We start from the raw sequence: 23,114 nt of genomic DNA on the forward strand, positions 1-23,114 counted from the left end.
TGAGGGCGCCGGACACGGTCGCCCGGATGGATTGCGCCCAAGCCTGGAGCCTTGCCACGTCACCGTCCTTCAACGAACCATCGCCACCTGGCGGGTGAACATAGCGACGACGTCACCTGGCCGGAAGGGACACGAACACGTCCTGCGCCAGGTGCCAACATTTACCGCTGTTTCAGCGCTGAGTGCCATCAATGTCCACCGGCGCGGGAGGCCAGGTGGAGGGCGAGGACGGCCCCGTTCTCGGTCAGCGATTGACGACGGTGGTCGCGTGGGCTCATGGCGTAGGCCGTGCGGAAGGCCCGGCTGAATTCGGCGGTGGTCCTGAAGCCCCAGCGAACGGCGATCTCGCCGATGGGCAGGTCGCTCAGCCTCGGGTCGGCGAGGTCGGCGTGGCAGCGTTCGAGCCGGCGCCGCCGGATGGTGGCGCTCACGGTGTGCGGCTGCTGTTCGAACAGCACATGCAGGGAACGAACGGAGATGTGGTGGTGCGCGGCGATGGCTGCCGGGCCCAGCTCGGGGTCACCGAGGTGTTGGTCGATGAAGGCGTCGATCCGTGCGGCCAGGAGGCGGCGATGGCTCTCGGCCGGTAGGTGGCTCTTTGTAGCGAGATGGGTGGCGAGGAATGCCGAGACCAGGTCGATTCCGATCGCGCCCAGCCGGGGCAGCTCTGCCGCATGGCATCCGGCGGCATGCTCGCGCAGACCGGTGAGGAAGCGGGCCAGCATGGCTCCCGTGCCGGTCCGGGCGGGGAGCTTGCGCGCCAGCAGCTCTTCGACCTTGCCCCGGGGAAGGGGCAGTGCCTGCCGGGGCAGGTACATGAGTGTCAGCCGGGACAGCTTGCCGACATCGGCGAAGTCGGTGACGAAGGGCTGGGAGGTGTCGATCAGCGCGATGTCGCCGAAATCCAGCACAGAGTCGTTACGCCGCTGCTCCAGCCGGAGCGGGCCGTCGTGGATCAGCACGAGCTGGTAGCCGTCGGGATCGTGGCGCCTGATGTGGGCCGGTGTGCGGCGGCCCTTGAGTGGTGACATCGTGAACTCGGCCACCCGCACCGCCGTCAGATCCATCGAGTACGCCCGTCCGTGAAAATCGTGGGCGTGCCCGGTGGACAGCGACGTGGGGACGATCTCGTGCGCGGACATGTGCGCCCACCACGCGAGACGATCCTTCTTCGCCACCAGGTCGGTGGACACGGAGGCCACAGGTCCGCGTCCCGCCGTCCGGTGGATCCAGGAGATCCCGTACGGGTGATCGCACACCACCTCGACCTCCTCGGACGTGGCCGCGCGACCGGCGGCGCCAGAGCCGCCGACCGGCTTCGGCCGAGGGGTCGGTCGTCCATCCCGTACATCGTCAAGAACCTGTTCTGACAAGGTAGGGGCCTTTCGTTCCTCTGCCTCTGCAAGGGTGGGCAGGCCGTCATCACCGGTGTGCCGTCCGATGATCGGCCGAGTGGTTGTCAGGCTGGCAGGCGCGGCCGTTGTCCGTAACAGTTCGGTATGAAATCGCTGGTGAAGTGCGGACAATGCGTTGTCCGCGGACAACCGTTCTGCTGCACTGTTCAGCGGTTTCAGAGCGACAAGAGAGGCGACTGTGGTGGCCGGCAGAGTGGGAAGGCCTCAGGGCCGTGCGAGGGGCGGGACCGAGCAGGCGAACGCGCTGGCGGAGTTCCTGCTGGCGCTCACCAGCGGCATGACCGTCCGTGAGCTCGCCGGCCGCTACCCCGTGGGCAAGACGCAGTGGGGTCAGTACCGCTCCGGCCAGAAGATCATCCCGCTCGAGCTGCTCACCCGGCTGGTGGAGGACCACACAGCGGACGAACGCACACGCCAGGCACGGCTGGAGTCCGCCGCACGGCTGCACGCGGCCGCGCTCGGCGCACCTGCGCCGACGGCGACCCCCGCGGCGGCGACCTCACCGGCGCCGGAGAAGCCGAAGGTTTCTGAATCCTCCCGCGCCGCGCGGGCCGCGACGGACGCGCAAGCAGGCGAAGCGTCCCCAGCGGGACGCCGGCGTCCCCGGCCGCTACTGCTCGCCGGTGGTGGAGCCGTCCTCGTCGTCCTTGCGCTGCTCGTACCGCTTATGGGGCGGGGTCCGGCAAGTGTGCCCCTCTCTCCTGGCACCGCCGCGGCCCCTGCAGGGACCGTGTTCGCCGTCGGCCCGGGAGGAGGAGGCGTCTTCCGATGGGACGGCAGGGACGCGACCGGGTGGACCAAGGTGGGAGAGGGAGCCACCCGCCTCTGGTCCGGCCCCGCCGGCCTGTTCGCCGCGGGCACGGACAACCGGCTCCGCAGGTACGAGGGCCGTCCCGGCCTCTGGTCGGAGATCGGCGAGGCAGGACGCGAGGTCGCGGTCAGCGGTTCCGGCGTCTACCGTCTGGACACGGACCGCAGAGCCGTGCGGGTGTGGGACGGGCACGGTACGTCCTGGACACAGATCGGCGGCCCCGCCGCGCGTCTGTACGGAGGTGAGCCTGGCCTGTTTGCGACCGATCCGAACGACGGCCGGATCTTCCGTTACCTGGGCCAGCCCGGCCATTGGGAATTCGTCGGCACGGCCGGATCCTCGTTCGCGCTGACCGGCACCGACCTCTACGGCCTCAACCCCGAACGCACGGTCGTCAACCAGTGGCTGCCCGGCCAGCAACCGACACCGGTGCTGCCCTGGGTCTACGCGGCAGGCCCGGCCGGCGAGTTGTACGGCGGCGCCGCGGGCCTCTACTCCACCGACCCGTCAGGCGACAGGCTACGGGTCTTCTCGGGAGAGTCGGGGGATGAGGCTACCGTTCAGGGCTGGCGAGACATTGGTGCGGCGGGTGCGGAGGTACTAGTCGGCCGGCGGGAGGTGTACGTCCTCACAGCCGACCGCTCGGAGATCGTCCAGTGGTCCCGTGACACGGCTACCTGGCGGCGGATCGGCGGTCCCGCCCTGACCTTGACGGCAGCCGCACCGCCTGAGGGTTGAGACTGGTTCAGCTCGCCGTCATGCCTGCCGGGGCAAGTTCGTGAGGCCGAGTTCGATCGCCTGCTCTGTGGTGAGCGTGTTGGTCACGGTCGCGCGCAGCAGCGGACCGGAACCGGAGATCTCCTTGATCAGGTCCTCGGTGTCACGCAGGAACCTTTCCGGCCCGCCACCGGCCAGGTAGCGCCTGTCGAAGGAGGCGCCGTCGGCCCCGTCGCCCTGAGGATGAACGGCGTTCAGCGCGCGGATCCGTGCCGCGATGCCGGGCCAGGCGGCGCTCAGATCGGTCGCCATGGCGTCCCACTGGTTGAGACTGGAGTTGATCGGTCCGCGGATGTGCAGGTCCGCGCGCTCATCGGCGGTCATCGGTGATGCGTTTCTCCTGACATGCCGCTGGAGAGCTGGTCGAGCACTGTCTCCAGGTCACCGTTCAGATGTGCGCGCAGCTGTTCGGGCGGCACCACCGGCGCGAACAGCTCGACCAGTTCATCCAGAGCCTTGGCCGCGGCGCGCTGGACAGTTCCGGTGATCGCGTCCGCCAGCCCTCTGGCGTCGGGACGGCGGAACACCCGAGGGTCGAGGTCCAGCCTGATCAGCTCCCCGCGGACTCCCACGGTGGCCGAGACGAGGCCGTCGGCGGATTTCTCGGTGATCCGGATGGACTGGGCCCGCGCGTTGAGGTCGGACGCCTCGCGTTGCATGCGCATGAAGGTCTCGCGTAGCTCGTCGGCATAGGCCTGGAGCCCTGCCACGTCACCGTCCTCCAACAAGGCTTCCACCTCCTCGCTGGGGGTGACTGTAACGTGAACGTCAGATGACGTGGCAGGGGTGACGACACATCTGCGTCGCCTGCCAACAACTGCTGCGCCGAGCGGTAAGCGTGATGGGTTCAGGACAGGCCGGAAGGGGTCTCGGTGACGGGCTTGCGCGAGGCGGCGGGGTCGAGGAGAGGTCCTTCCGGGATGAGACGGAGCAGATGTGCGGGCAGCGGCGCCATGTGAGCGGCGTCGTAGCCGAGCATGCCGACGACGTCGGCGGAGGCCAGCCGGTAGCGTCTGCCCTCGTCGGTGATAAGCGAGTATTCGTTGATCGCGCCGGCTTGCCCTTCTCCGGGGAGCTGTCCGGCGAGCGCCGCTCCGCCTGGGGGGAGGAGGACCTGGTCGACGCGGTCGGGGCCGCCGCTGCCGGTGGGTCTGGGGATGGATAGCGTCGCGCCGGTCGTCAGTTGTGCCCGGGTTGAGCCCTTGAGCGTGTCGGCGTACTTCGCGCACAGCGGGGTGGAGGCGTCCGGGGTGCGGAAGCGCGGCATCGTGAGCGGTAGCCCGCCGCCCAGCAGGCGCTGGGACGAGGCCTTGGTGGCGTTGACCGTGGCCGCGTCGACGGCGATCTGATGGACCCGCCGGGTGCCGTAGGCGATCTTGGTTTCTGGGTCCTGCAACAGGAGCGTCGCCTGCGTCTGGCTGATGGGCGCCAGGCCGTCGGCGAGCAGGACGTACCAGCGGCCCGGCGTTCCTGGGATGGCGGCCAGGGTGAAGACCTGGCCGACTCGCGCGGGCGAGCCGCCGGGACCCTCGACTCGTTTGCCGCGCTGCGGGATGTCGGGCGCGACAAGGTCCGGTCCGGCGGGAATGGCGTTGACCCAGGAAATCGGCACCTTGCGGGGCGTCTGGTCGGTGAGCCGGCCCAGGTTCTCGATGAGCATGCGGTAGTTGTTCCACAGCACCCAGTTCTGCTGCCCGTCGTTGACGACGAGCGCGTCGCCGCCCACCGGAGTGCCGCCGACGTCGATCCCGCCCAGCAGCGTGACGTACGGCCGGCGTACTCCCGCGGCGTCCGTCTGCTCGACCACGCATGCCGTCCACGGCGCTTTGATCATCTTTTCCGGCTTGGGCAGTGAGTCGGGCGCGCCCGCGATGCCGACCTTCTGGCCACGGGCGAAACCGGCCAGCGACTCGGCCGACACGGTGCGTACCTGGATGTCCTGGTTGTCCAGCAGGAGTCTCGCAGAGACGTAATTCGCCACCGGCTGCAGCTTGCCGTCGCTCTGGTTGTAGACGTAGGAGGCGCCGGTCTCCTTCTCGATGAGCAGCTGGCCGGGCTCCTTGAGCTTGGTGGCTCCTCCAGGGCTGAGCATGCCCCAGATCCCGAACCCGGCCATGATCAGCACCATGACCAGGATGCCTGCGAACGTCGCCACGTTGTACCGCCGCATCGGGGACTCGGGTAGATCCGGCTCGCCCTGGAGCAGCGCCAGTCCCAGGCGCTGGGTCATCAGCTTGTGCGCCTGGTAGAGATCCTTTCGGGTCTGCATGGCGGCCTATGTTACGCACGTCCAACACGATCGCCAGCGCGGTTCAGTGGTGATCGAGCCGTACGGCCTTCTCACCCAGGGCCTCCGCCTCGCCGCGCTTCACCCAGGCTCGGTACACGCCGCGCTCGATCCGCTCCAGGCCGAGCGCCACGGCCCGGTGCGCGTCCCCGCCGGTGTACTCGAGGAGCAGCTCCGTCTCTCGGGTGGTGATCACCAGGAAGGGAGCGCCACGCCACTCACAGACGGTTGCCACCAGCCAGATCGCCGAGCACTCCGTCGCCGGTACCACGCGCACGAACCGCCCGGGCGCCACCTCCTCGAAGCCGTCCGCGGGCGCTGACCCGTACAGACGCATCCACAGACGGCCGCCGACGAGGTCCGGCGACGCCTCGAAGTCCACACCGGCCCACCGAGCACGATACGGTTGCCGGTTCACCCCGCCTCCACCAGCAGCCAGCGGCCATGGTCGGCGTCATACCTCGCGCGCACCCGCTCCTGCCCGTCATCCGCCAGCTCCACGATCTCGGCGCCGTGCGGAAGTCCGATACCGTCGATCTTGTACTCCCTGATGGCCGGGCCCGCGTTCGGCACAAGGCCCATCCCGACGAACGGCGGCTCCTCGATCACCCAGCCGGCGACCGCCGCCCGGCCTTTCTCGTCGGTGCCGCCGTAGGGCGTTCGATAGAGTCCCAACCCGATCGCCGGCCAGCGCACCAGGTTGACCGTACCCTCCGTGGTGAGCGCATCCTCCTGCAGCAGCGCTTCGGCGAGCACGGCGGGCGTGGCGATGTGCGCGACGTCCAGCGCGTGATGGCAGTAACCCGATACCCGAGGGCGCTCACTGTCCAGCAGTTCCTGGATCTGGGCCACCGTGAGCAGCTTCTGCACGATCGGGAGGCCACTGTCCGGCTCGGCCGCGAGGTCCTGCTCCAGCGTGGGCACCGCAAGCCGAGCGAGCGTGCCCGGTTCAAGCAGGAACGAAGGTTCCAGCCCTGGATTGATCGCCAGCCCCCAGCCCGGATCAGGCCAGCCGGCCGCGAGCTCGACCAGCGAGAGAACCCGGAAATGCCCGATGGCCTCGCCAGTGGCCTCGCGCATTGCCTCCGCGGAGGTGTACACCGCCACCCAGACCCGGTCCGCCCCCGTCACCGTCGGCCAGGCGACCTGCTCCTCGCCCCTGGCCGCGGCCTCACTGACCGGGCATGCGAAGTCCGCGAACCGCAGGAGTGTGAGGCATGCGGTCAGGTCGCCTCGGCCCTGTGCCTGATGAAGCCGCTTCTCGAACGGCGTCGGTGTCCGCATGGCGGCACAGTAGTGGGTTGGTGCGCAACGCCTGTAGGTTGCGCGTGTGACGGATTGGCCGGTTGCCCGCACCCGCGACGAGGCTCTCGTGTACCTCGATCTGAACCCGTGCGAGTGTGGCTCAGTGGAGACCGAATGGGACAGCGGCGTCGTGAGCATCGGAGGTGCGCTGGTCAAGTGCTACTCCGGGGTCTGCGAAGGTTGCGGTTCTGACCGGGAGTACTTGTTCTCGCTGCCCCGGCGCGAGGTGATGCCGAGTGGCTGGCCGACCTTCGGCGGCCCGGAGCCGTCCCAGCTGCTCGACGCGGGGGAGTGGCTGTGGCTCGCCGACTTCACCGCCGGCAACGTGCCAGAAGACCCGGAGAGTGCCCGCCGGGTGCTGTCCATGGCACGCGCGGCTGTGGAGGAAGTCCTCAAGTTCATCCCGGAGGGGCAGGACGATGTGCCGGCCGAAGCCTTCTGGTCGGCACGGGGCCGGGAGGTACGCGAGGCCGAGCCACCCCGCTTCCGCCGAGATCGTCTGCTGGTCGTCAGGGATACCTATCACGAACTCGCCGATCGTTGAGCTCCGGCCGATCAGGCTCGGGGACGACCGCGCGGAGCGCTGGTCGACCGGGCGCCGACACCGTTCCCGTCCCCGCTGTCTCAGCTCGTAGCCTGACCTGCCATCTGAGATCTGCGCACCTCGCCAACCGGTCCTGCGTTCTGCGCTGATGACACGCGAAAGACTGACGTTCCAGAATTGGCTTGTCATGGCGCTGGTGTGGCGGCGAGGGAACGGATGAAGACAAGTCGAGACGAACGCTCTCGGCGCCGAGGCGGCTCGCATGAACGCGCCGACGGGCCGACGGCAGGGCGTGCAGGTGACAGCGTTGCGGCGGTCACGGCCGTCATCGCCATGGCCGTCGCCGCCTGCGGCATCACCACGGATGGTTACGGCATGACCATGGAAGAACGCCTGAGCCACCTGCGAACGGTCGGACGCCGTGGCGCCGACGCTCACCAGCAGCTCCGCGCCCGTGACATACGCATCGACGCCGCGCGCTGCGGGCAGGCCTATCACAGCAGCGGAGCCGGCGACGACCTGCCCGCCGACAATCCGGACGGCAGTACCTCCGACATATGGAGGGAGCATGCGAAGGGCAACTTTGTGGAAGCTTGCGTCGCCGGTGCCTTCCCACCCCAGCGATGAAGTGCGGCGCGTTTCGCATCTTCGAACGCTACAACTTCGATCAACCGGAAACGTTGATCACGTGTCAGATACTCCCTGGCATATCAGAAATAGAACCGCTGTCACCGGTTGACCCAACTGCTTGCGACAAGGAGTGCCAGCATGTTACAGAAGTTGACCAGCAGGGCGCGGCGTGTCGTCATTCTGTCCCGGGACGAGGCCAGAATGCTGAACCACGACTACGTCGGCACCGAGCATCTTCTTCTCGGATTGATTCGTGAAGGTGAGGGCGTGGGCGCCACGGTCCTCAGGGATCTAGGCCTCAGCCTTGAAGACGTGCGGTGGCAGGTTGAGAAGATCCAGGGCCGATGCCAGCCCGTTTCGGGACTCTTTCCGTTCACCCCGTCGGCCTGCGACGCCCTCCAGTCGTCGAATCAGGAGTCCTTGCAGCGCGGTCTCGACTACATCGGCACCGAGCATCTCATGCTGGGGCTTGTCCAGGATAGTGCGAGTGCGGCGGCCCAGGTGCTGGTCAAGCTCGGGGTCGACCTCGACCATGTCCGGCGGGCTGCAGACGAACTCGTCCTGTAGCACGTTGCTGAGTAGGCGCTCGGGTGCGAGGCGCTGTTGGCGGCGAGGGCGACGAAGGCTCGTTTGAGGAGGAAGGACTCTGTCATACTGGGAATCTGTGGATCCCGAGCTTGCGATGCGGTGCATGGCAGACCGGAGACCGAGGCCAGCGACCGTACCGTCGCGCTGGATGACGACACCGTCACCGCGCTACGCGCGCACGGCAAGCGCCAAGCCGCCGAACGGCTGGCCGCGGGCGAGGCCCTGGACCGACAGCGGGTTCGTCTTCACCGACGAGGGCGGCCGTTAGCTGCATCCGCAGTAGGTCATCGACCACTTCTACCAGCTGGCCCTGCAAGGGGGTTGCCGCCGGTGCGGCTTCACGATCTCCGCCACGGCGAGGCCACCCTGATGCTGGTAGCCGGGGTCGATCTGCAGGTCGCGCAGGAGACCCTTGGGATGTTTCCTCCACCCTCACCCGCGACACCTACACCAACGTCTACCCGGAAGTGGCCCGCGCCGCCGCGGAATCCACCGCCGCCCTCGTCAAGACCGCAGCCGCAGGCGCCCAGACCGCCCGGCTGATCACCCTGCCGAACTACACCGGCGACGCCACCTGAACCACCGAACTCAGCAGGCCCGCCGACTCTTCGGCGACCTGCGTTTTGTCCTCAGCGCCTGCAAGTGATGCAGCCGATCAAACCCTAGCCCACCCGGCAAGCGGGCCAAGAGGATCACCTGCGAGAAGCAGCGGATCTTATATCTGCTGGTCATGAAAGGCCGGACGGGGGAGAGGGGCCGACTTGGACGAGACTTGACCGGACATCAATCCCCGTTGACCAGCGACGCTGCGCAGATCTTCCGGCTTGATGTTCTGGTGATCATCTCTAGGGTCTGAACTGACGACGGCGGTCTAAATGATCTACCGCGAAACACGATCCGTACACAAGAGCAACCACCGAGCAACCAGCCATGATCAACAACGAGATCTGAGGCCGGCGAAAACCGAGAAACCCCAGGTCGAACGCGGTATTGGTGAGTAGGGCGGGTGGGACTTGAACCCACGACCCACGGATTATGAGTCCGTGGTTTTCCGTGTCGGCGGGTGTCGGGCGATGTCACCGAATCGCGTTATGGCTGGTCGGTGGCACGGCGCATCATGAGATCGTGTCGCGTTTACCGCACCGGACCATGACCGTCCAAGACTGCCGGTCTCCCTACGGTCTCCCCGGACTGTGGGCGACCCATGGACACCCGGGCCGTCGTTCGGCTGGTATGAGGGACGTGACCACGACTCCCCGAACGCTGCTCGCGATCGCCGCAGTGACGGCCCTCATGTCCGGATGCGCGCCGGCCACGACGGCACCGGCCACCCCCGAGCCGACCCCGACGCCCGCCACGGTCTACCCAGAGACGGTCGTCTACCGCGCGTACGGTGACGCGTATCTGGCCGACCTCACCATGGAGACGCCGTCCGGCACCAGGCAGGTGGCCGACGTCGAGCTGCCGGCCGAGGAGACGTGGCTGATGCACTCAGGTGAGTTCGTGTACGTGTCGGCGCAGAGCAAAGGCGAGACGGGCAGCATCACGTGCGAGATCGCCGTGGACGGCAAGGTGATCAGCCGGAACGAGTCGGATGGCGCGTACGTGATCGCCTCTTGCCAGGGTACCGTCCCGTGAACCCGGCCTGGAAAGAAGATCCCTCGACGCGACACCGCGCCGAGGGCTCGTGATCACTTGTTCAGCTATCGGGGGAGTGCCTTCTGGGCTGCGAAGATGAGCTCGCGCGCCTCATCGCCAACGACGGCCTCACCCCACATGTGATCCAAGACGTCCGCATACTTCCGCGCGTCATCGCCCCGATAGAACGACTCCCCGACGAAGGTCTCGACCGAGACGATCGTCTCCTCGCCCACATGCACCTGGAAAGAGTTCTGGGGCGTCACGGCCAGCTCCCGGCCCAACGGCAGGACACCGAACCGGATGTGATCCAAACCGATCACGCTCTGGAGCCTGTCGAGCTGGGTACGCATAACGGCCGGCGGGACGAGCAACCAGCGAAGCACCGGTTCGGCGAGTAGGAACTCGAATCGCTTGGTCGTGTCGTACAGCGCCTGCTGGCGTCGCATTCGCGTGGCCACCGCAGCGTCCACGTCGTCGATCTCAAGCTCATGGAGGGTAACCATCTCCGTCAGCAAGCGCCTCGTGTAGGCGGGCACCTGTAGCAGGCCGGGAACCGCCGTGAGTTCGAAGAATCGGATGAGATCGGCTTTACGCTCGATCTCTTCGTAGGTGGACTGCACCTTCGCTTGCCCGCCGCGCATCCTGGCCCGGAACGTGGCGTGCATGATGCGAGCTTCGTTTTGCAGACGCAGCAGGTCGTTGAGTTCGTCTGGGGTGGCTCCGCATGTTTCGGCCCACGCCTGGATGTCACCTGGGCTCGGCGTCTGCTTCCCAGTTTCGATCCGGGACACCTTCGACTGCTGCCAGCCGCGAGCGTCAGCAAGGTCTCTACCTGATAGACCCGCCCTCGCCCTCAGCAGGCTCAGGCGGGTCGCGAGTCCTTCTGGCCGGGTCAGCCAGTCAGAGAATTCCACGGTCTTTCCTTACGTAGACGGTCGCGTCGAGGTCTCTGCCAGGACGCTGTGGTGGACTGCCAGGTCCCGCCACTCGCACGCCTGCGCGACTGCCGTGGGGTCTGTCACTAGTTCGTCGCCGACACGGTTGCCGTGCCCATCGAAATGCATGATGACGAGCTTGGAGGAGTCCAGCAGCCACCAGTCGTCAGGTCCCGCCGCGGGCAGCAGGTCGATCTCGTGTGCCCGCTCCCACGTGAGGTAGTGCAGCACTTCGCCGGCCGCGATGTTCTCAGGGTCCATTGCGCGTTCGAAGCGCTGGTAGTCGGTCGGCGGGGTGCGCTGGATACGGACTCGCTCGATGCGCTTGCCCTGCCGTACATGATCGGCGATCTGGTCGAACCACTGACGGAGGACAGGAACGGTGCCTGCCGGGCGAGGCTCACCGCGCAAGAAGGCGGCAAGGATGTCGGCCTCCTCCTTGACGACGTAGGCAGGCTGTTGCTCCAGGCGAAAGGCCGTGTGCTGGAACTCATGGATCACCTCGGCGAACTCCGCCGAGGTGATCTCACGACGTCCAGTGGTCATGCGCCGTTCCGGATGCGGTCGATGATGTTCTGGGGGACGAAGACGGCGTCCTCGTCGGAGGCGAGGTCGCGCAGCTTGGCCTTGGTGGAGGCGTCGAGGGTCTTGCCCTGGAACACGGCGCCGCCCGGCACCTCGTAGAAGGCGGGGCAGGACCCGCCCACCGAGTCGCTGTCCTTGAACTTGAAGTTGAGCTCGTCGAAGTGCATCACTTCGCCCTCCTAGGGGTTATGCATCGCTGGTCTCATGCTCGCAAGATGCGTCTGCTGATGCAACGAGGCCCTTCCGATGCGGAGGGAAGGGCCTCGCTACTGCGATGCAGAACCTGGCAGCCACATCCTACTTACTGCGATGCGCATTTCTAGCTCTGATGCTTGTTTGATGCGAATCTTGCGCCCATGATGAGCGTATGGCGTCAGCACAGGCCGTAGAGAGCATCGCGACCGCCGAGGCATGCGCTTGCGAGCGGAAGCCGTTCATCAGCGTTCGTGAAGCCGCCGACCTTCTCGGCCGGTCCCGTGAGTACCTGTACGCGGGCCTGCGTGAGCGGCGTTTCCCCGGGGCGCAGTTCGGGCGAGCGTGGGAGATGCCCCGCGCGTTCGTGACCGGGTTCATCGCCGAAGTGGACGCTGGTTCGACGGTGTGCTTCGAGGACTTTGCCGCCGCTTGGATCGCCAAGGCCGGCCCGCAGGTGGCCGCCTGATGTCGGCGATCTCCATTGACACGCGAAAGGCGGCCCCGTCCGCCAAGACTCTGGGCCGCCTGCGTGTCCTCCTGACCGGTCAAGTGAAGAGGACGTGGTCCATGATGCCACCCCCCACCGACACCCGCACCCCCAGCACGGCGGTGCTCGTCCCCGCGCAGCGCACGGCCTGCCAGCCGTGGTGCGTCACCCACGACCACGTCGAGGGCGTCTGCACCGCCGCCGACGTCGCCACGCCGGGCGGCCAGTGGAGCGGCTTCGGCCACATCAGCATGAGCCACGGCCCCACCGGCGGCACGCTGCTCACGCTCACCCACGACCCGGACGCCGAGCTGACCCCGGACGAGTTCGAGCAGCTCTGCCTGGTCGGGCTCGCCCAGGTCGCGCTCGCGCGCTGCGACGTGGTCCCGTCGGCCGAGGTGGTGACCCGGTGAAGACCATCCTGCGTCGCCCGCTCATCCTGTGGGACCCCTCCCGGCACGACGACCAGCCGTACACGGCGTCCATCATCTTCCGCCGCGACGACCCGTACGCGGTCACCATCCTCATCCCCGACCACGACACCAACAAGATGCACGAGGTCGTCATCGCCCGGGCGCTGCTCATCGACGGCCTGATGGAGCCGACCGGCGAGCTGGGGTTCGCGTACGTCGAGCCTCACGCCGTGCAGGAGTACGTGACGCTCACGCTGCCGCTCAGGAATGGGCTGCGCGAGCTGTACGCCGAGCGTGTCCCGCTGGAGTCGTTCCGGGACGCCACCTGCCGGATGGTGCCGCTCCCCGAGCAGCGGCCGATCGCGCAGGCCGACCTGGAGCGCTGGCTGGCGGGGGTGGCCGCATGATCCCCCTCGATGTGCTGCTGACGATCGTCGTCGCCATGGGCTGGCTGGCCATCAACGTCGCGGTCGCGGTCGCCGTCTACCGGCGACTCCGTCCGTACAAGGTCGTCGGCCACAGCTTCGAGCTCGGCATGACCGCCGTCCGCTGGCGGGATGACCCCGATCACACCCACTGGCTCACCCCCGACCACCTCGCCCAGCAGAAGGGCCTCCACTGATGACGACGACCGATCCGTTCGCGTACCCGGCCGAAAGCGACGGCGCCGCCGTCATCTCCGCCAACCACGCCGCCACGGCGAAGGAACTGGTGGGCAGGGCGGACGACAAGCTGCTCAAGGCCGACCTCAAGCCCGAGCCGGGGTCGCGTGCTTACATTCGCGAGAGCGCGATGCGGGACGTGGAGATGGCCAAGGTGTTCGCCATGCTGGCCATCAACGCCAACCTGACGGCGCTGCGCGTCGAGGTGCGGCAGGTGGCCACCCTCCACTGGGAGGTGGACAAGCTGACGACCGCGCTCACCGAGGTCGAGGGAACCCTCGACCACGACCTGGGCTTGATCGTTGACGCGCTCCAGCAGCGCCCCCGCTGGTGGCAGTTCCGGCTCCGCCGCGAGCTGCGCCAGCAGGCCGCGGTGTCGACCTGCGACCCCGAGGGGGCGTGGTGACGACCATCGACCCGTCCACCACGCCGGCCGAGGCCGCCCGCGAGGGCCTGGCCAAGCAGGCACACGACTTCTTCGCGCTGGCGATGACGCCCGAGCACCTGTCCATGTGGACTGGGAACTCCAGCCAGCTCGACTACGAGAACGGTGTGCAGGCGATCCGGGACGCGATCGTCGGCCAGGGCTACGCCATGCTGGCCGCCCGGGACGAGCTTGCGGACATCGCCGCATCGCTGCGAACGCTGGCCGCCACCCCGACGGCGGTTCAGAACGTGGCCTTCCAGGTGGCCAACTTCCAGGAGACGGTCGACACCTGGATGGGTGACCTGGTCGAGGAGGTTCGCTCGCACACGAACGTCGTGGGCAACGGTGTGACCGCCGTCCGCGAGCACGCCGAGACGGTCAACGACGCGCTGGGCAACGTCGCTGGGGTGATCGACCGGGTGCGGTGGTGGCAGTGGCGGCGCCGATGGTTCAACCGCCGCCTGCGAGTCGCCGCTGTGGCGAGCGAGCCCGGCGCCCACGTCGTCGAGGCATCCGAGGGAGGGTTCCGATGACCCTCATGGAGGCGATCCGGTCGGGGTTCAGCCCGGTCGCGATGGTCGTGTTCTCGTCGGTGTTCGTCACCCTGTACGCCGCCCACCAGGTGGGAGACCACTGGGTGCAGACCCACCGGCAGGCGTGCTCGAAGGGCGAGCACAGCAGGGCCGGCCAGCGCGCGTGCGCGTGGCACGTGCTGACGCTGACGCTGACCAAGTTCGCGGCCCTGTACGGGCTCGTCTTCGTTACCGGCCTGCCGATCACATTTTGGCCCTTGTTCGTCGGCATGTCGGTGGACGCCCTCTCGCACTACTACGCGGACCGCCGCTACACGCTGCGGAACCTCGCGGCGAAGCTCGGCAAGGCCGACTTCTACGAGCTCGGTGACCCGAAGGCCTCGCCGTGCGGCACCGGCGCTTACGCGCTCGATCAGTCCTGGCACGTGGGATGGCTGTTCGTCACGTCCCTGATCATCGCGGCGGGTGCCTGATGGAGGCCTTCCGCGTTGACCTGCACGACATCGACAACCCTGACGAGCCGTTCGTGATCGAGTACTTCGAGGCCGACTCCGAGGCCGCCGGTGGTGTGGCGGAGGGAATGCTTCCCGAGCTGTGCGAACGGGCTGGCATCGTCGCCAACCCCGACGACGTGTACGGCCTGGTCTGGGTGAACGACGGGATCGGCGGTGCTGAGCTCTTCGGCACCGCGTTGCTCCCCGACGCCTATGGAGGAATCTGATGACCGATGCCCCTGCCATCGCGTTCGGGCTGTTCTGCCTGGCGCTCGGCATCATGCTCTACAAGAAGCGCGCCAAGCTCATCAAGGGAGGCGGCGGTGCAGCTGCCCTGAGCGCTGCCGCCGCGGCCAAGGCGGGCGGTGCGGGCACGACCACCCGAGCACGCAAGCTCGGCATCCCCGCGCCGGTGCTGTACCGGATCATCTCCGGTCTGATGTTCTTCGGCGGCGTCGGCCTGGCATCCACGTTCATCGGTGACTGGCTGCGCACCTGGAACTTCAGCATCGGTGAGGTGTCCTCCGCGGCGGTCATCACGATCGTGGCGGTGCTGATGTTCTTCGCCCTGCTGATCGACGTGTTCGACGGCAACGGGCTCAAGCCGACCACGTACGGGATGCTCGTCATGTTCCCGATGATGTGGGCCACCGCCGGCGGATCGCTGTCCTGGCCGAAGGCTCTCAGCGCGCAGGCGTGGTCGTGGATGACGGGGGCGATCTGATGCGGATCGAACACGTCGTCGTCGGCATCATCATCGTCATCTGCCTGATCACGTTCATGCGGCACGTCAGCCGCACCGATGCGGAGAAGGCGAAGCCGTCGCTGCCGGTGAGGGCTCTCAACGCTCTCGGCGCCAACGTGGAATCGACCCGACTGCTGCCGGCGACCGGTGAACTGGTCGGGCGCGGGGCCGTCGCCGGCGCGAGCAAGGTGCGCGACGTGGTGGCGGAGCGCTGGGGGCGCGGCCAAGCGAGACGGGCGGAAAGGCGAGAGGCCCGCGGCGAGCGGATCGCGGAAGTCGGCGAGAGAGTCCGCGGCGTGGCAGCACAACGCGGGCAGGCCGTCGTCGAGGCGATGGAGCGCCGCTGGGGTCAGCGTGAGGGCGACCGGCCGCTCATCGACCGGCAGGCGCGCGACGACTCTGCTGAGCCCACCCCTGGCCCTGGCCCCGCCAACGTCACCCAGGGGGATGTCGACGCGAGCACCGCTCCCGATTCACCGGTTGCGCCCAGGAGGAGGTGGCGGCTGCTGCGCCGCTTCAGGTGGTGGCGCGACCGCGGCAGCAGCGGGACCGCCCCGATCGGGAGCGCCGAACCGGAGCTGACCCACGACACCACGTGCCGGCGCTGCGGCACCGAGCACACCGTGACCATCCCGGAGGGTGAGAACGCAGGCGAGGTCCTCTGCGGCTGCAAGACCCGGCTCATCATCTTCCGCGACCTGAAAGGCATCGCCCCGCCGGTCACCGACCCGGAGGCCTGGGTCGCGTTCAAGACGCTGGTCGCCGCCGAGGACGGCTACTGCACGTCGATCAAGTGCACCGGTAACGGCACCTACGTGCAGGTCACTCCCGAAGACGTCAACAAGATTCCCTGCCCACACTGCACCAACCCACAGGAGGACACCGTGACCGTACCCACCACCGCCAACGGCAGGCCGCGCCCCGAGGACCGGGTCATCGTCGGTGCGGGAGCCGGGCCGCTCCCGCCCGGTTCGCCCGCCGTCCCGCCGCCCGGCCCGTGGGCGGCCAGCGCCGCCCGGGTCGCCGAGTTCAACCCGGAGAGCGATGCCGACCTGATCAACTTCATGGCGGAGGAGATCTCCGGCATGTGCGGCTACTCCGACGCTTACGAGACGCTGCACGAGACGTGCCTGTCGAGCCTGGGCCTCGACCCGCGCTCGGTCGCCGGGCTCAACGCGTTCGGGCAGCGCATCGTCGAGGTGACCGGCGAGATGGCGCGGGCGCACGCCCAGTTCGTCGCCATCTACCACGAGGTCATGCAGATGGTGGCCGACGGGACCGTGATGCCGCACAACGGCAGGTTCTTCTCCGGAGACGTCACCGTCTAACCGCCCCACCCCGCAATCGAGGAAGGAGGATCGCCATGGTCGGCCGCCACAGCGTCAAGCGGTGCCCCGACGAGCCGCACGAGATGCACGCCGTGACGGCCGGCCCGGGCGACGACCTGCTCGACGTTCCCAACGAGGAGGAGCGGGACCGGGTCGCCGAACTGCTGAAGGCGGCGTGCGTCGGCGGCTTCAACTACTTCAAGAACGCGCCCGCCGACCGGCTGCCGCTGCTCGGCGGTCCCGCCGTGTACGCGGGCGGACTGCTGCTACACGGCTTCGACGTGCCATGGTGGGCGATCGGAGGGCCCACCATCCCGGCCGGGATCATCGCGTACGCGGCCGGCGTAAACCGTCTGTCGATGCCGTCCACGATCGGCGTCACCCTGGCCGCGCTCACCTGCGGCTCGTGGCTGGCCACCGTCGCCGAGCTCGGCGCCGGCCGCCTGCTCAACTGGGTCTACGTCGGCATGTTCGGTGCTGGCTACGGCCTCTACCGCTGGGCCCGCCACCGGGCCAGGAAGCGCAACGGGCGGCCCGTCGCCGAGCCTCAGCCCGAGACGGTGTCGCCGGAGTCGCCGCGCATCGCCTGGGAGGGCTACTTCGCAGGCTGGGGTATGGAGGGCGCTGCGGTCATCGCGTCGGAGCCGACCCGGCTCGGCGAGCGGGCCCTCATCAACACGAAGGGCACCGGCAAGAGGGCGTCCACGTTCGGCACCAAGGCGCTTGAGGAGCGCGTCGCGGAAGACTTCGACGTGCAGCCGGCGCGCGTCCGCATCAGCACGGCCGGGCTGCCAGCCGGGCAGATCCTCGTCTCGGTGCAGTTGATCGACCCGTGGGCCACCATCGTCCCTCACCCGCTGTTCGACCCGAACAGCGAGATCGTGCTCCCTGAAGTCGCCGACATCCGGGAGCCGCAGCCGATCGGCATGGACCCGGAGACCGGCGAGCCGCTCACGATCACACTGTGGGACGACGACGGTGGCAAGCAGACGTTCATCGTCGCCGTCAACGGCGGCGGCAAGTCCGTCACCCTGAACGACATCTTGGAGCGGCTCACCGCCGCGTTCAACACGGTGGTGTGGGGCATCAACGTGTCCAAGGCGCAGGAGATGCGCCGGTGGGCACCCGCCCTTGACCTGTCGGCGTGCGGCCGGGACCAGCGCAAGCGAGCACGCGTGATGCTGCGGATGGCGCGCAAGCTCATCGTCTGGCGTGGCGCGCAGCACCGCGACTCGGCGAACGTCATCCCGACCGAACGGCAGCCGATGCTCGTGCTCGTCATCGACGAGCTGAGCGCGCTGGCGAAGACCGACGACGGCGTCATCGACATGAGCATCGTCGAGGATCTCGTCTACGTGGCAAGCAAGGGCCGGTCGGAGGCGGTCGTGCTCCTGATCGCTGACCAGCGCAACACGCAGGGCGCTATCGGCTCCACCAACATCTCGACGCAGATCACGAACTACGTCGTCTTGAAGGGTGTCAGTAGCGGAGACCTGACCCGCATCGGTGTCGCCGTCCCGGACATGGGCGAGTACGGCGGCCAGCACGCCGGCGTCGCGGCCACTGTGCTCAAGAGCGAGGACCGTGCCCGGCTCGGCCGCACGTTCGCGCTCGCGGCCGGGAAGACGGCCGAGACGGGGCTGCAGCAGATCGACCGCATCGTGGCGAGCCGGCTGCCGAACTCGCTGGAGGGCGGCGCGATCGCGCACCTTGGCGAGATGTACGCCTCGCTGAAGGCGGGCCAGATGCCGTCCGCGGCGGTCACCGAAGATCTGGAGCGCGAGGTAGCCGAAGACCTGGCGGCAGGCGAGGATCAGTCGCTCGACACCCCGCCGGAGGCGACGTCGTCGGCGGAGCGCTCGCAGACCATCGACGAGATCCGCCAGCGGCACCTGTTCGTCGTGCCGCCGCTCACCCCGGAGGGGCAGGAGCGGGCCCGACAGATGCGCCAGGCGGGCAGCGAGCGTCAGGGAGCGCGGGAAGATCAGCCTGCAGCTTCGCCGCTCCCGGCTGGTGTCCGAGACAAGCTGATCACGCTGCTTGAGGGCGACGGGATCGCCACCCGCGACGTTGAGACGGCGCTCGGGGTGTCGTCGGCGACCGCGTGGCGGTACATGAACCAGCTCCGGTCGGAGGGGGTTGTGGAGTCCCGCGGCACCGGGCCGGCAACTCGCTGGGTTCGGCGGGGTGATGACGTTGCGTAGCCGATTTGCTGGGGAGTGGCGCTATCCCTTCAATCCCTTCAACCCCTTCATGGTGTGGCCCCTATACCGACCCCTTCATGGCCCTGATGAAGGGATATCCGGGGCGGCCGTGAAGGGATACGCCGCCTCCCTGACAACTACTGACCGTGACAACTAGGAGGCCCTGATGTCGCTCTTGAAGACTGCGATCGCCACCGCCGACACCGAACAGCAGGCCGCCCACGCCTTGTTCATCAAGTCGCGCTGTGACGCGTCCGGCATGGACGTGGCCAGCTACCGGTGCGTGATCGGTGCCATGGTCCGGCTGGGAGAGGCGGTGTCTTCTCGCGGGCCTGCATGGCGGAACGACCACGAGTTCGTGAGCGCTCTGATCGACCTGGAATGCGACCTGCACACCAAGCTCAAGCAGATCAACGAGCTGACCAACACCGTCATGGTCGGCATCTCGCTGATCAACGAGAACACGCGGGTCGAACACATCGATGCCTTGTACGCCTCCCTCGACCTCCTGCGTCCGGCCCGGGACCGCGTCATCGGCGCCCTCAACAGGGTGATCGCCGCGCCGGAGGAGCTCACCGAGACGTACGCCGTGTGCTATCGGCACGTCCGTGCCGGCCGGAAGCTGCCGTACCGCGGCAGGTTCATCAGCGGCGAGATCGTCGCCTGAACTGCTCAGACGCTAAGGAGATCAACGTGACCACCTCGACGACAACGGTCAGGCCCCACGGGCTGCGCCTGTGGTGGTCGATCCTGCTGCTCAGCACCACCGTGTCCATCACGTTGAACCTTTGGCACGCCCTGACGATGAAGGCCGACCAGGCGCTCGTCAGGGACGCGTGCCAGGTCTCTGACGTGCTGTGCGAGCGGGCAACGCAGCTCGCCGCGAAGGTGGTGGGCATCCATCCGGTGCTGGGCATCATCTTCGCCATCGTGCCGCCCGTGTTCGCGGCGCTTCTCTCCCACGGACTGATCAGCCCGCTGGTCGGCGAATGGATCAAGCGGGCGATCCTCACGCTGTTCGGGGTCAGCATGGCCACGTCGATCGCCTCCCAGGCGGCCGTCATGCGCCCGTACGGCGGCGGCTACTGGGCGGAGTGGGCCATCCCGCTCGTCCTCGACGCCTCCCAGATCATCGCACTGCACGTGATCACCACGGCGGCGAGTCTCGCCCGGAAGGCCGCAGAGGCGGCCGCCTCTGCGGCGGAGACGGAAGCCGCGAAGACGGGACTCCGCCCCCTCGTGGAGGCCGAAGTGCGGGCGGAACTCGGAGCGGAACTCAGCCAGCGTAAGGCGGAACTGGAGGCGGAAGTCGAGCGGAACCGCCAGGCGGAACTCACGGCCGCCAGGGCGGAAGAGAGAGCGGAAGTCGAAGCGGAACTAGAGACGCGGATTTCCGCCCGTCTCAGTGCCGCCGCGGCGGAGTTCCGCACCCGTGCGGAGGCTGAAAAGGCGGTTGCGGTCCAGCGAGCGGAGGTCGCGGCGGAGGCGCGTGTGCGCCGCGAGATCGCCGAGCAGGCCAAGCAGTCTGGCCAACGGAGGGCCAGCGCGCCGTCGGCCCGCCGCGATACCGAGGATGGGCTGAGCAGCGAGGATCGCGCCAGGATCTTGCTTGCACAGAACCCGGAGATGACTGGCGCGGAGCTCGGCCGGGCGCTGGGGCTGACGGAACGGTACGGCAGGGATCTCTTGAAGAAGATCCAAGACGGTGTTCCGGATGGCCCCGAACCGCCGCCTGACAACCTTCGCTTTCTCTCAGTCGGTTCAGGTAGTTAGTTCCGCCTCACTTCCGCCCTAGTTCCGCCTTCGACCTCCGCCCCGCGAGTGGGCAACAAGGACCCCCGCATGGACCGCCCAGAGCGGAGGTGCATGAGGAGACGAAAGGAGATCCACATGGACGACACCGTGATCACCGACGGCGAGGAGTACGTCTTCACGCCACTCAGCGACGACCCGGACGGCGAGTTCATGGTCATGGACGCGTCGGAGAGCGTGATCCTCACCGCCACCGACCGGGTGTGGATGGACGGCTACGCCGTCGATGAAGACGACTGCGTCTGGACGGACCGGGCCGCGGCGATCGCGCGCATCCACGAACTCAACGCGACGTAGCAACACCAACACAACCCACCCGACCCGGACAGGAGATGATCGAAATGGCGCACCTCTCCCAGCCCACCACCATGACCATCGATGGCGAGCAGTACCACTTCACGCCGGTCAGCACGTGGCCGGGCGACGGTTTCATCGTGTCGTACGCCGACACCGATCTCGTGCTCACCGTCACCGACCAGGTGTGGAAGCCCGACGAGGACGTGGCCGGCGAGGAGTGCACCTGGACCCAGATGGATGACGCGATCGCGCGCATCCACGAACTCAACAACGCCTAACGGATCACCAGGACGGCGGGTAGTCGGCCTTCGGCAACTGCTTCGACACCTGCCACAGATCGCCAGACCAGCGCGCCCTCGACCCGCGGGGGCCATAAACGAACACCGGACCGGAGGCGAGATCATGCTTCCCGCACAGATCGGCCAGCACGTACAGCAGTTGGGTGACGGCGTCCCAAGCTGCGTAGCCGGGGCAGGACAACGCGCAGAACTGCTGGCCGCCGACCGTGGACACGATGATCTGGGCGTGGTCAGCGGCGCGGAACCGGGACTTCGGCGGGGTCTCCCACTGCCTCGGATCGCCCTCGGGGAACACGGCCAGAGGGTTCACGTGCGCGATGGTGTCCACTCGCACGAATTGGTCCGGATCTTCGGTGACCAGCCATGCCGCCATGGCTCCAGAGTGCGTGACGACGCGCGGCGCAGCAAGCTCCGGAGCTCCGCATGACCCCGGAGCAGGTGGAGGCGCTGTCCGTCACGTGCGCCCAGTTCGGCGAGGACTTCGACTCCCTCCGCTTCGACCAGCACGAGGGCGGGTTCATCGGCGCCTTCGTCGGCCCCGCCTACGCCGAATGCTCCCCGGCCGGCGAGGTCACCCTGTGGTGCGACTGCGCCGAAGATGTCCCGTACGGCTCGTGCGTGATGTGCCCCACCTGCGGTTCACACCTGGAGTCGTGCCAGGCCAGCCTGTGCGACGGATGCGGCCGATGCGAGACCGCATGCGAGCAGGCTGGCGACTGCCCCGGCTACGACTGAGCTCCGGGCGTTGGTTGTGCGGCGCGGCCGACCACGCCCGGCCCACACCCCACGAGGGTGCCCACATATCAGCCCCGGCCGTCAGGAGGACGACGGTCGGGGCACCCACCCCAAACAACTCACATGATCGAGGTGTATTCATGGCACTAACTCAGAAAGCGCTGAACATCCAATGCCTGGAGCGGACACACAGAAATGACGATCGGGACCGTGCCCTCGACCGCATGACGGCCCTGGCCACCGAGCTGGGGCTCACCGAGGCCGACGTCGCCCACATGCCGCATCAGATCGCGGCAGAGAAGGCCGAAGGCTTGCTCTGGTACGAGGACCACAACCAGCTCTCCCGCAGCCGCGACTGGCACGCCGAGTACCGCGCCGAAGCCGACATCGCGGTCACCACCGGGCTGGAAGGCATCATCGCCTACCTGTTGCACTCGTTCTGGTGGGAGGAGACCGTGGAGAAGATCCTGCGCCGCTCCCACCGCACCGCCGGCGTGTCCCCCGAGGAGGTGGCACGGCAGACGCGGCTCAAGCTGTGGGCCGACACCACGTTCGGCCTCCGCACCGACGGCCCCATGACCACAGCCCTATAGCAGCGAGACGACGCTTGAAGGAGGAAAACGGCCGATGACCACAACCCCGAACCATGCCGAACCGTGCACGGCCGAGGTGATCGACGGATACGAGGACCCGGCCACCTGCTGGGGGTGCGAAGACTGCACCAACCAGATCTACGACGACATCAACAACGCCGTGGAGACGGGGGCCATGGACGAGGACGAGGCGCACGACGCGCTCGTACGCTTCGAGCAGTTCGGAATCATCCCGTGACCCGCTGAACGACGACGCCCGGCCGCTTCCCCACGGCCGGGCGTCATGGTGTCCAGGATACGCGCTCTCGTTCACGTGTTCGCATCTTGACCTGCGGCAACCCCCTGCGCACGACCGTCGCCGACCGGCAGGAT

At 67.8% G+C, this 23,114-nt stretch carries 33 protein-coding genes; 23 read left to right on the forward strand and 10 right to left on the reverse strand.

Features of this window, described 5'->3' with window-relative positions; genetic code table 11:
* Positions 1 to 188: 188 nt before the first annotated feature.
* Entirely contained in the window at positions 189 to 1,544 is a 1,356-nt protein-coding gene (locus tag AB0I79_RS00080) for a helix-turn-helix domain-containing protein (RefSeq protein WP_357865180.1), read from the reverse strand.
* Between the two features lie 64 nt (positions 1,545 to 1,608).
* Here AB0I79_RS00080 and AB0I79_RS00085 point away from each other — a divergent pair, with 64 nt between their 5' ends.
* Positions 1,609 to 2,964 carry a hypothetical protein gene (locus AB0I79_RS00085; RefSeq protein ID WP_357865183.1) on the forward strand — a complete coding sequence of 452 codons (1,356 nt, stop codon included), beginning with the start codon at positions 1,609 to 1,611 and terminating at the stop codon, positions 2,962 to 2,964.
* 18 nt (positions 2,965 to 2,982) lie between these two features.
* On the opposite strand, the gene AB0I79_RS00090 is transcribed toward AB0I79_RS00085, so the two are convergent.
* From AB0I79_RS00090 to AB0I79_RS00110, 5 genes are all read right to left on the reverse strand, one after another.
* The gene (locus AB0I79_RS00090; RefSeq protein ID WP_357865186.1) at positions 2,983 to 3,327 is read right to left on the reverse strand and encodes a hypothetical protein; all 345 of its coding nucleotides are present in this window, start codon (positions 3,325 to 3,327) and stop codon (positions 2,983 to 2,985) included.
* The gene (locus AB0I79_RS00095) at positions 3,324 to 3,740 is read right to left on the reverse strand and encodes a YbaB/EbfC family nucleoid-associated protein (protein WP_357865189.1); all 417 of its coding nucleotides are present in this window, start codon (positions 3,738 to 3,740) and stop codon (positions 3,324 to 3,326) included. Before AB0I79_RS00095 ends, AB0I79_RS00090 begins: the two co-directional genes overlap by 4 nt.
* 110 nt (positions 3,741 to 3,850) lie before the next feature.
* A complete protein-coding gene (gene eccB / locus AB0I79_RS00100) occupies positions 3,851 to 5,272 on the reverse strand; it encodes a type VII secretion protein EccB (protein ID WP_357865192.1) in 1,422 nt (473 codons plus the stop codon).
* Between the two features lie 43 nt (positions 5,273 to 5,315).
* The gene (locus tag AB0I79_RS00105; RefSeq protein ID WP_357865194.1) at positions 5,316 to 5,672 is read right to left on the reverse strand and encodes a hypothetical protein; all 357 of its coding nucleotides are present in this window, start codon (positions 5,670 to 5,672) and stop codon (positions 5,316 to 5,318) included.
* 32 nt (positions 5,673 to 5,704) lie between these two features.
* On the reverse strand, positions 5,705 to 6,574 hold the full coding sequence (locus tag AB0I79_RS00110; RefSeq protein ID WP_357865197.1) for an SseB family protein: 870 nt from the start codon (positions 6,572 to 6,574) through the stop codon (positions 5,705 to 5,707).
* 46 nt (positions 6,575 to 6,620) lie between these two features.
* Here AB0I79_RS00110 and AB0I79_RS00115 point away from each other — a divergent pair, with 46 nt between their 5' ends.
* The 4 genes from AB0I79_RS00115 to AB0I79_RS00130 all read left to right on the forward strand — a co-directional run bounded on the left by AB0I79_RS00115 (position 6,621) and on the right by AB0I79_RS00130 (position 9,995).
* Entirely contained in the window at positions 6,621 to 7,139 is a 519-nt protein-coding gene (locus AB0I79_RS00115; RefSeq protein WP_357865200.1) for a hypothetical protein, read from the forward strand.
* Positions 7,140 to 7,472: 333 nt separating this feature from the next.
* Complete coding sequence (locus AB0I79_RS00120; RefSeq protein ID WP_357865203.1) at positions 7,473 to 7,766, forward strand: hypothetical protein; 294 nt, start codon at positions 7,473 to 7,475, stop codon at positions 7,764 to 7,766.
* Between the two features lie 141 nt (positions 7,767 to 7,907).
* Positions 7,908 to 8,336, forward strand: a complete 429-nt coding sequence (locus tag AB0I79_RS00125) for a Clp protease N-terminal domain-containing protein (RefSeq protein WP_357865205.1) — start codon at positions 7,908 to 7,910, stop codon at positions 8,334 to 8,336.
* A 1,263-nt stretch (positions 8,337 to 9,599) separates the two neighbouring features.
* Complete coding sequence (locus AB0I79_RS00130; RefSeq protein WP_357865207.1) at positions 9,600 to 9,995, forward strand: MmpS family transport accessory protein; 396 nt, start codon at positions 9,600 to 9,602, stop codon at positions 9,993 to 9,995.
* Positions 9,996 to 10,060: 65 nt separating this feature from the next.
* Here AB0I79_RS00130 and AB0I79_RS00135 read toward each other — a convergent pair whose 3' ends face one another.
* Genes AB0I79_RS00135 through AB0I79_RS00145 form a run of 3 tightly spaced genes read right to left on the reverse strand, consistent with a single transcriptional unit; the run spans position 10,061 to position 11,685 of the window.
* Positions 10,061 to 10,912: a helix-turn-helix transcriptional regulator gene (locus tag AB0I79_RS00135; RefSeq protein ID WP_357865211.1), complete on the reverse strand. Its 852-nt coding sequence runs from the start codon at positions 10,910 to 10,912 to the stop codon at positions 10,061 to 10,063.
* A 9-nt stretch (positions 10,913 to 10,921) separates the two neighbouring features.
* Positions 10,922 to 11,479, reverse strand: a complete 558-nt coding sequence (locus tag AB0I79_RS00140; RefSeq protein WP_357865213.1) for a DUF6879 family protein — start codon at positions 11,477 to 11,479, stop codon at positions 10,922 to 10,924.
* Entirely contained in the window at positions 11,476 to 11,685 is a 210-nt protein-coding gene (locus AB0I79_RS00145; RefSeq protein ID WP_357865216.1) for a hypothetical protein, read from the reverse strand. Before AB0I79_RS00145 ends, AB0I79_RS00140 begins: the two co-directional genes overlap by 4 nt.
* A 200-nt stretch (positions 11,686 to 11,885) precedes the next feature.
* Here AB0I79_RS00145 and AB0I79_RS00150 point away from each other — a divergent pair, with 200 nt between their 5' ends.
* From AB0I79_RS00150 to AB0I79_RS00220, 15 genes are all read left to right on the forward strand, one after another.
* Positions 11,886 to 12,179: an excisionase family DNA-binding protein gene (locus tag AB0I79_RS00150; protein WP_357865219.1), complete on the forward strand. Its 294-nt coding sequence runs from the start codon at positions 11,886 to 11,888 to the stop codon at positions 12,177 to 12,179.
* Between the two features lie 101 nt (positions 12,180 to 12,280).
* On the forward strand, positions 12,281 to 12,613 hold the full coding sequence (locus AB0I79_RS00155) for a hypothetical protein (RefSeq protein WP_357865221.1): 333 nt from the start codon (positions 12,281 to 12,283) through the stop codon (positions 12,611 to 12,613).
* Complete coding sequence (locus AB0I79_RS00160; RefSeq protein ID WP_357865224.1) at positions 12,610 to 13,020, forward strand: SsgA family sporulation/cell division regulator; 411 nt, start codon at positions 12,610 to 12,612, stop codon at positions 13,018 to 13,020. Before AB0I79_RS00155 ends, AB0I79_RS00160 begins: the two co-directional genes overlap by 4 nt.
* Complete coding sequence (locus tag AB0I79_RS00165; RefSeq protein WP_357865227.1) at positions 13,017 to 13,235, forward strand: hypothetical protein; 219 nt, start codon at positions 13,017 to 13,019, stop codon at positions 13,233 to 13,235. Before AB0I79_RS00160 ends, AB0I79_RS00165 begins: the two co-directional genes overlap by 4 nt.
* Complete coding sequence (locus AB0I79_RS00170; RefSeq protein ID WP_357865230.1) at positions 13,235 to 13,681, forward strand: hypothetical protein; 447 nt, start codon at positions 13,235 to 13,237, stop codon at positions 13,679 to 13,681. Before AB0I79_RS00165 ends, AB0I79_RS00170 begins: the two co-directional genes overlap by 1 nt.
* Positions 13,678 to 14,235, forward strand: coding sequence for a hypothetical protein (locus AB0I79_RS00175; RefSeq protein WP_357865232.1), 558 nt, complete (start codon positions 13,678 to 13,680; stop codon positions 14,233 to 14,235). Before AB0I79_RS00170 ends, AB0I79_RS00175 begins: the two co-directional genes overlap by 4 nt.
* Positions 14,232 to 14,708 (forward strand): DUF3307 domain-containing protein, encoded by a 477-nt coding sequence (locus AB0I79_RS00180; RefSeq protein ID WP_357865235.1) that lies wholly within the window; start codon positions 14,232 to 14,234, stop codon positions 14,706 to 14,708. Before AB0I79_RS00175 ends, AB0I79_RS00180 begins: the two co-directional genes overlap by 4 nt.
* Positions 14,708 to 14,956, forward strand: a complete 249-nt coding sequence (locus AB0I79_RS00185) for a hypothetical protein (RefSeq protein WP_357865237.1) — start codon at positions 14,708 to 14,710, stop codon at positions 14,954 to 14,956. The genes AB0I79_RS00180 and AB0I79_RS00185 overlap by 1 nt, the downstream gene beginning before the upstream one ends.
* Positions 14,956 to 15,453 carry a hypothetical protein gene (locus AB0I79_RS00190; RefSeq protein ID WP_357865240.1) on the forward strand — a complete coding sequence of 166 codons (498 nt, stop codon included), beginning with the start codon at positions 14,956 to 14,958 and terminating at the stop codon, positions 15,451 to 15,453. The genes AB0I79_RS00185 and AB0I79_RS00190 overlap by 1 nt, the downstream gene beginning before the upstream one ends.
* Positions 15,453 to 16,802, forward strand: coding sequence for a hypothetical protein (locus tag AB0I79_RS00195; protein WP_357865243.1), 1,350 nt, complete (start codon positions 15,453 to 15,455; stop codon positions 16,800 to 16,802). The genes AB0I79_RS00190 and AB0I79_RS00195 overlap by 1 nt, the downstream gene beginning before the upstream one ends.
* A gap of 35 nt (positions 16,803 to 16,837) precedes the next feature.
* Positions 16,838 to 19,006, forward strand: a complete 2,169-nt coding sequence (locus AB0I79_RS00200) for a hypothetical protein (protein WP_357865246.1) — start codon at positions 16,838 to 16,840, stop codon at positions 19,004 to 19,006.
* 166 nt (positions 19,007 to 19,172) lie between these two features.
* A complete protein-coding gene (locus tag AB0I79_RS00205) occupies positions 19,173 to 19,673 on the forward strand; it encodes a hypothetical protein (RefSeq protein ID WP_357865248.1) in 501 nt (166 codons plus the stop codon).
* Between the two features lie 26 nt (positions 19,674 to 19,699).
* Complete coding sequence (locus AB0I79_RS00210) at positions 19,700 to 20,779, forward strand: hypothetical protein (protein ID WP_357865251.1); 1,080 nt, start codon at positions 19,700 to 19,702, stop codon at positions 20,777 to 20,779.
* 117 nt (positions 20,780 to 20,896) lie between these two features.
* Positions 20,897 to 21,115 carry a hypothetical protein gene (locus tag AB0I79_RS00215; protein WP_357865254.1) on the forward strand — a complete coding sequence of 73 codons (219 nt, stop codon included), beginning with the start codon at positions 20,897 to 20,899 and terminating at the stop codon, positions 21,113 to 21,115.
* A gap of 35 nt (positions 21,116 to 21,150) precedes the next feature.
* Complete coding sequence (locus tag AB0I79_RS00220; RefSeq protein WP_357865256.1) at positions 21,151 to 21,393, forward strand: hypothetical protein; 243 nt, start codon at positions 21,151 to 21,153, stop codon at positions 21,391 to 21,393.
* Between the two features lie 4 nt (positions 21,394 to 21,397).
* Here AB0I79_RS00220 and AB0I79_RS00225 read toward each other — a convergent pair whose 3' ends face one another.
* A complete protein-coding gene (locus AB0I79_RS00225; RefSeq protein ID WP_357865258.1) occupies positions 21,398 to 21,787 on the reverse strand; it encodes a hypothetical protein in 390 nt (129 codons plus the stop codon).
* A 50-nt stretch (positions 21,788 to 21,837) separates the two neighbouring features.
* Here AB0I79_RS00225 and AB0I79_RS00230 point away from each other — a divergent pair, with 50 nt between their 5' ends.
* From AB0I79_RS00230 to AB0I79_RS00240, 3 genes are all read left to right on the forward strand, one after another.
* Positions 21,838 to 22,149 carry a hypothetical protein gene (locus AB0I79_RS00230; RefSeq protein WP_357865261.1) on the forward strand — a complete coding sequence of 104 codons (312 nt, stop codon included), beginning with the start codon at positions 21,838 to 21,840 and terminating at the stop codon, positions 22,147 to 22,149.
* Positions 22,150 to 22,373: 224 nt separating this feature from the next.
* On the forward strand, positions 22,374 to 22,742 hold the full coding sequence (locus tag AB0I79_RS00235) for a hypothetical protein (protein WP_357865263.1): 369 nt from the start codon (positions 22,374 to 22,376) through the stop codon (positions 22,740 to 22,742).
* Between the two features lie 34 nt (positions 22,743 to 22,776).
* On the forward strand, positions 22,777 to 22,980 hold the full coding sequence (locus AB0I79_RS00240; RefSeq protein WP_357865266.1) for a hypothetical protein: 204 nt from the start codon (positions 22,777 to 22,779) through the stop codon (positions 22,978 to 22,980).
* The last annotated feature ends 134 nt before the right edge of the window (positions 22,981 to 23,114 follow it).

The sequence above is a fragment of the Nonomuraea sp. NPDC050202 genome (genome assembly GCF_040656115.1).
GTDB lineage: Bacteria > Actinomycetota > Actinomycetes > Streptosporangiales > Streptosporangiaceae > Nonomuraea.

What these genes read in the sequence shown, in the direction of transcription:
- AB0I79_RS00090 (WP_357865186.1), bottom strand. Translation starts at nt 3,327, where the DNA reads ATGACCGCCGATGAGCGCGCGGACCTGCACATCCGCGGACCGATCAAC.
- eccB (WP_357865192.1), bottom strand. Translation starts at nt 5,272, where the DNA reads ATGCAGACCCGAAAGGATCTCTACCAGGCGCACAAGCTGATGACCCAG.
- AB0I79_RS00110 (WP_357865197.1), bottom strand. Translation starts at nt 6,574, where the DNA reads ATGCGGACACCGACGCCGTTCGAGAAGCGGCTTCATCAGGCACAGGGC.
- AB0I79_RS00120 (WP_357865203.1), top strand. Translation starts at nt 7,473, where the DNA reads ATGGCCGTCGCCGCCTGCGGCATCACCACGGATGGTTACGGCATGACC.
- AB0I79_RS00125 (WP_357865205.1), top strand. Translation starts at nt 7,908, where the DNA reads ATGTTACAGAAGTTGACCAGCAGGGCGCGGCGTGTCGTCATTCTGTCC.
- AB0I79_RS00140 (WP_357865213.1), bottom strand. Translation starts at nt 11,479, where the DNA reads ATGACCACTGGACGTCGTGAGATCACCTCGGCGGAGTTCGCCGAGGTG.
- AB0I79_RS00145 (WP_357865216.1), bottom strand. Translation starts at nt 11,685, where the DNA reads ATGCACTTCGACGAGCTCAACTTCAAGTTCAAGGACAGCGACTCGGTG.
- AB0I79_RS00150 (WP_357865219.1), top strand. Translation starts at nt 11,886, where the DNA reads ATGGCGTCAGCACAGGCCGTAGAGAGCATCGCGACCGCCGAGGCATGC.
- AB0I79_RS00155 (WP_357865221.1), top strand. Translation starts at nt 12,281, where the DNA reads ATGATGCCACCCCCCACCGACACCCGCACCCCCAGCACGGCGGTGCTC.
- AB0I79_RS00165 (WP_357865227.1), top strand. Translation starts at nt 13,017, where the DNA reads ATGATCCCCCTCGATGTGCTGCTGACGATCGTCGTCGCCATGGGCTGG.
- AB0I79_RS00170 (WP_357865230.1), top strand. Translation starts at nt 13,235, where the DNA reads ATGACGACGACCGATCCGTTCGCGTACCCGGCCGAAAGCGACGGCGCC.
- AB0I79_RS00180 (WP_357865235.1), top strand. Translation starts at nt 14,232, where the DNA reads ATGACCCTCATGGAGGCGATCCGGTCGGGGTTCAGCCCGGTCGCGATG.
- AB0I79_RS00185 (WP_357865237.1), top strand. Translation starts at nt 14,708, where the DNA reads ATGGAGGCCTTCCGCGTTGACCTGCACGACATCGACAACCCTGACGAG.
- AB0I79_RS00190 (WP_357865240.1), top strand. Translation starts at nt 14,956, where the DNA reads ATGACCGATGCCCCTGCCATCGCGTTCGGGCTGTTCTGCCTGGCGCTC.
- AB0I79_RS00195 (WP_357865243.1), top strand. Translation starts at nt 15,453, where the DNA reads ATGCGGATCGAACACGTCGTCGTCGGCATCATCATCGTCATCTGCCTG.
- AB0I79_RS00200 (WP_357865246.1), top strand. Translation starts at nt 16,838, where the DNA reads ATGGTCGGCCGCCACAGCGTCAAGCGGTGCCCCGACGAGCCGCACGAG.
- AB0I79_RS00205 (WP_357865248.1), top strand. Translation starts at nt 19,173, where the DNA reads ATGTCGCTCTTGAAGACTGCGATCGCCACCGCCGACACCGAACAGCAG.
- AB0I79_RS00215 (WP_357865254.1), top strand. Translation starts at nt 20,897, where the DNA reads ATGGACGACACCGTGATCACCGACGGCGAGGAGTACGTCTTCACGCCA.
- AB0I79_RS00220 (WP_357865256.1), top strand. Translation starts at nt 21,151, where the DNA reads ATGATCGAAATGGCGCACCTCTCCCAGCCCACCACCATGACCATCGAT.
- AB0I79_RS00225 (WP_357865258.1), bottom strand. Translation starts at nt 21,787, where the DNA reads ATGGCGGCATGGCTGGTCACCGAAGATCCGGACCAATTCGTGCGAGTG.
- AB0I79_RS00230 (WP_357865261.1), top strand. Translation starts at nt 21,838, where the DNA reads ATGACCCCGGAGCAGGTGGAGGCGCTGTCCGTCACGTGCGCCCAGTTC.
- AB0I79_RS00235 (WP_357865263.1), top strand. Translation starts at nt 22,374, where the DNA reads ATGACGGCCCTGGCCACCGAGCTGGGGCTCACCGAGGCCGACGTCGCC.
- AB0I79_RS00240 (WP_357865266.1), top strand. Translation starts at nt 22,777, where the DNA reads ATGACCACAACCCCGAACCATGCCGAACCGTGCACGGCCGAGGTGATC.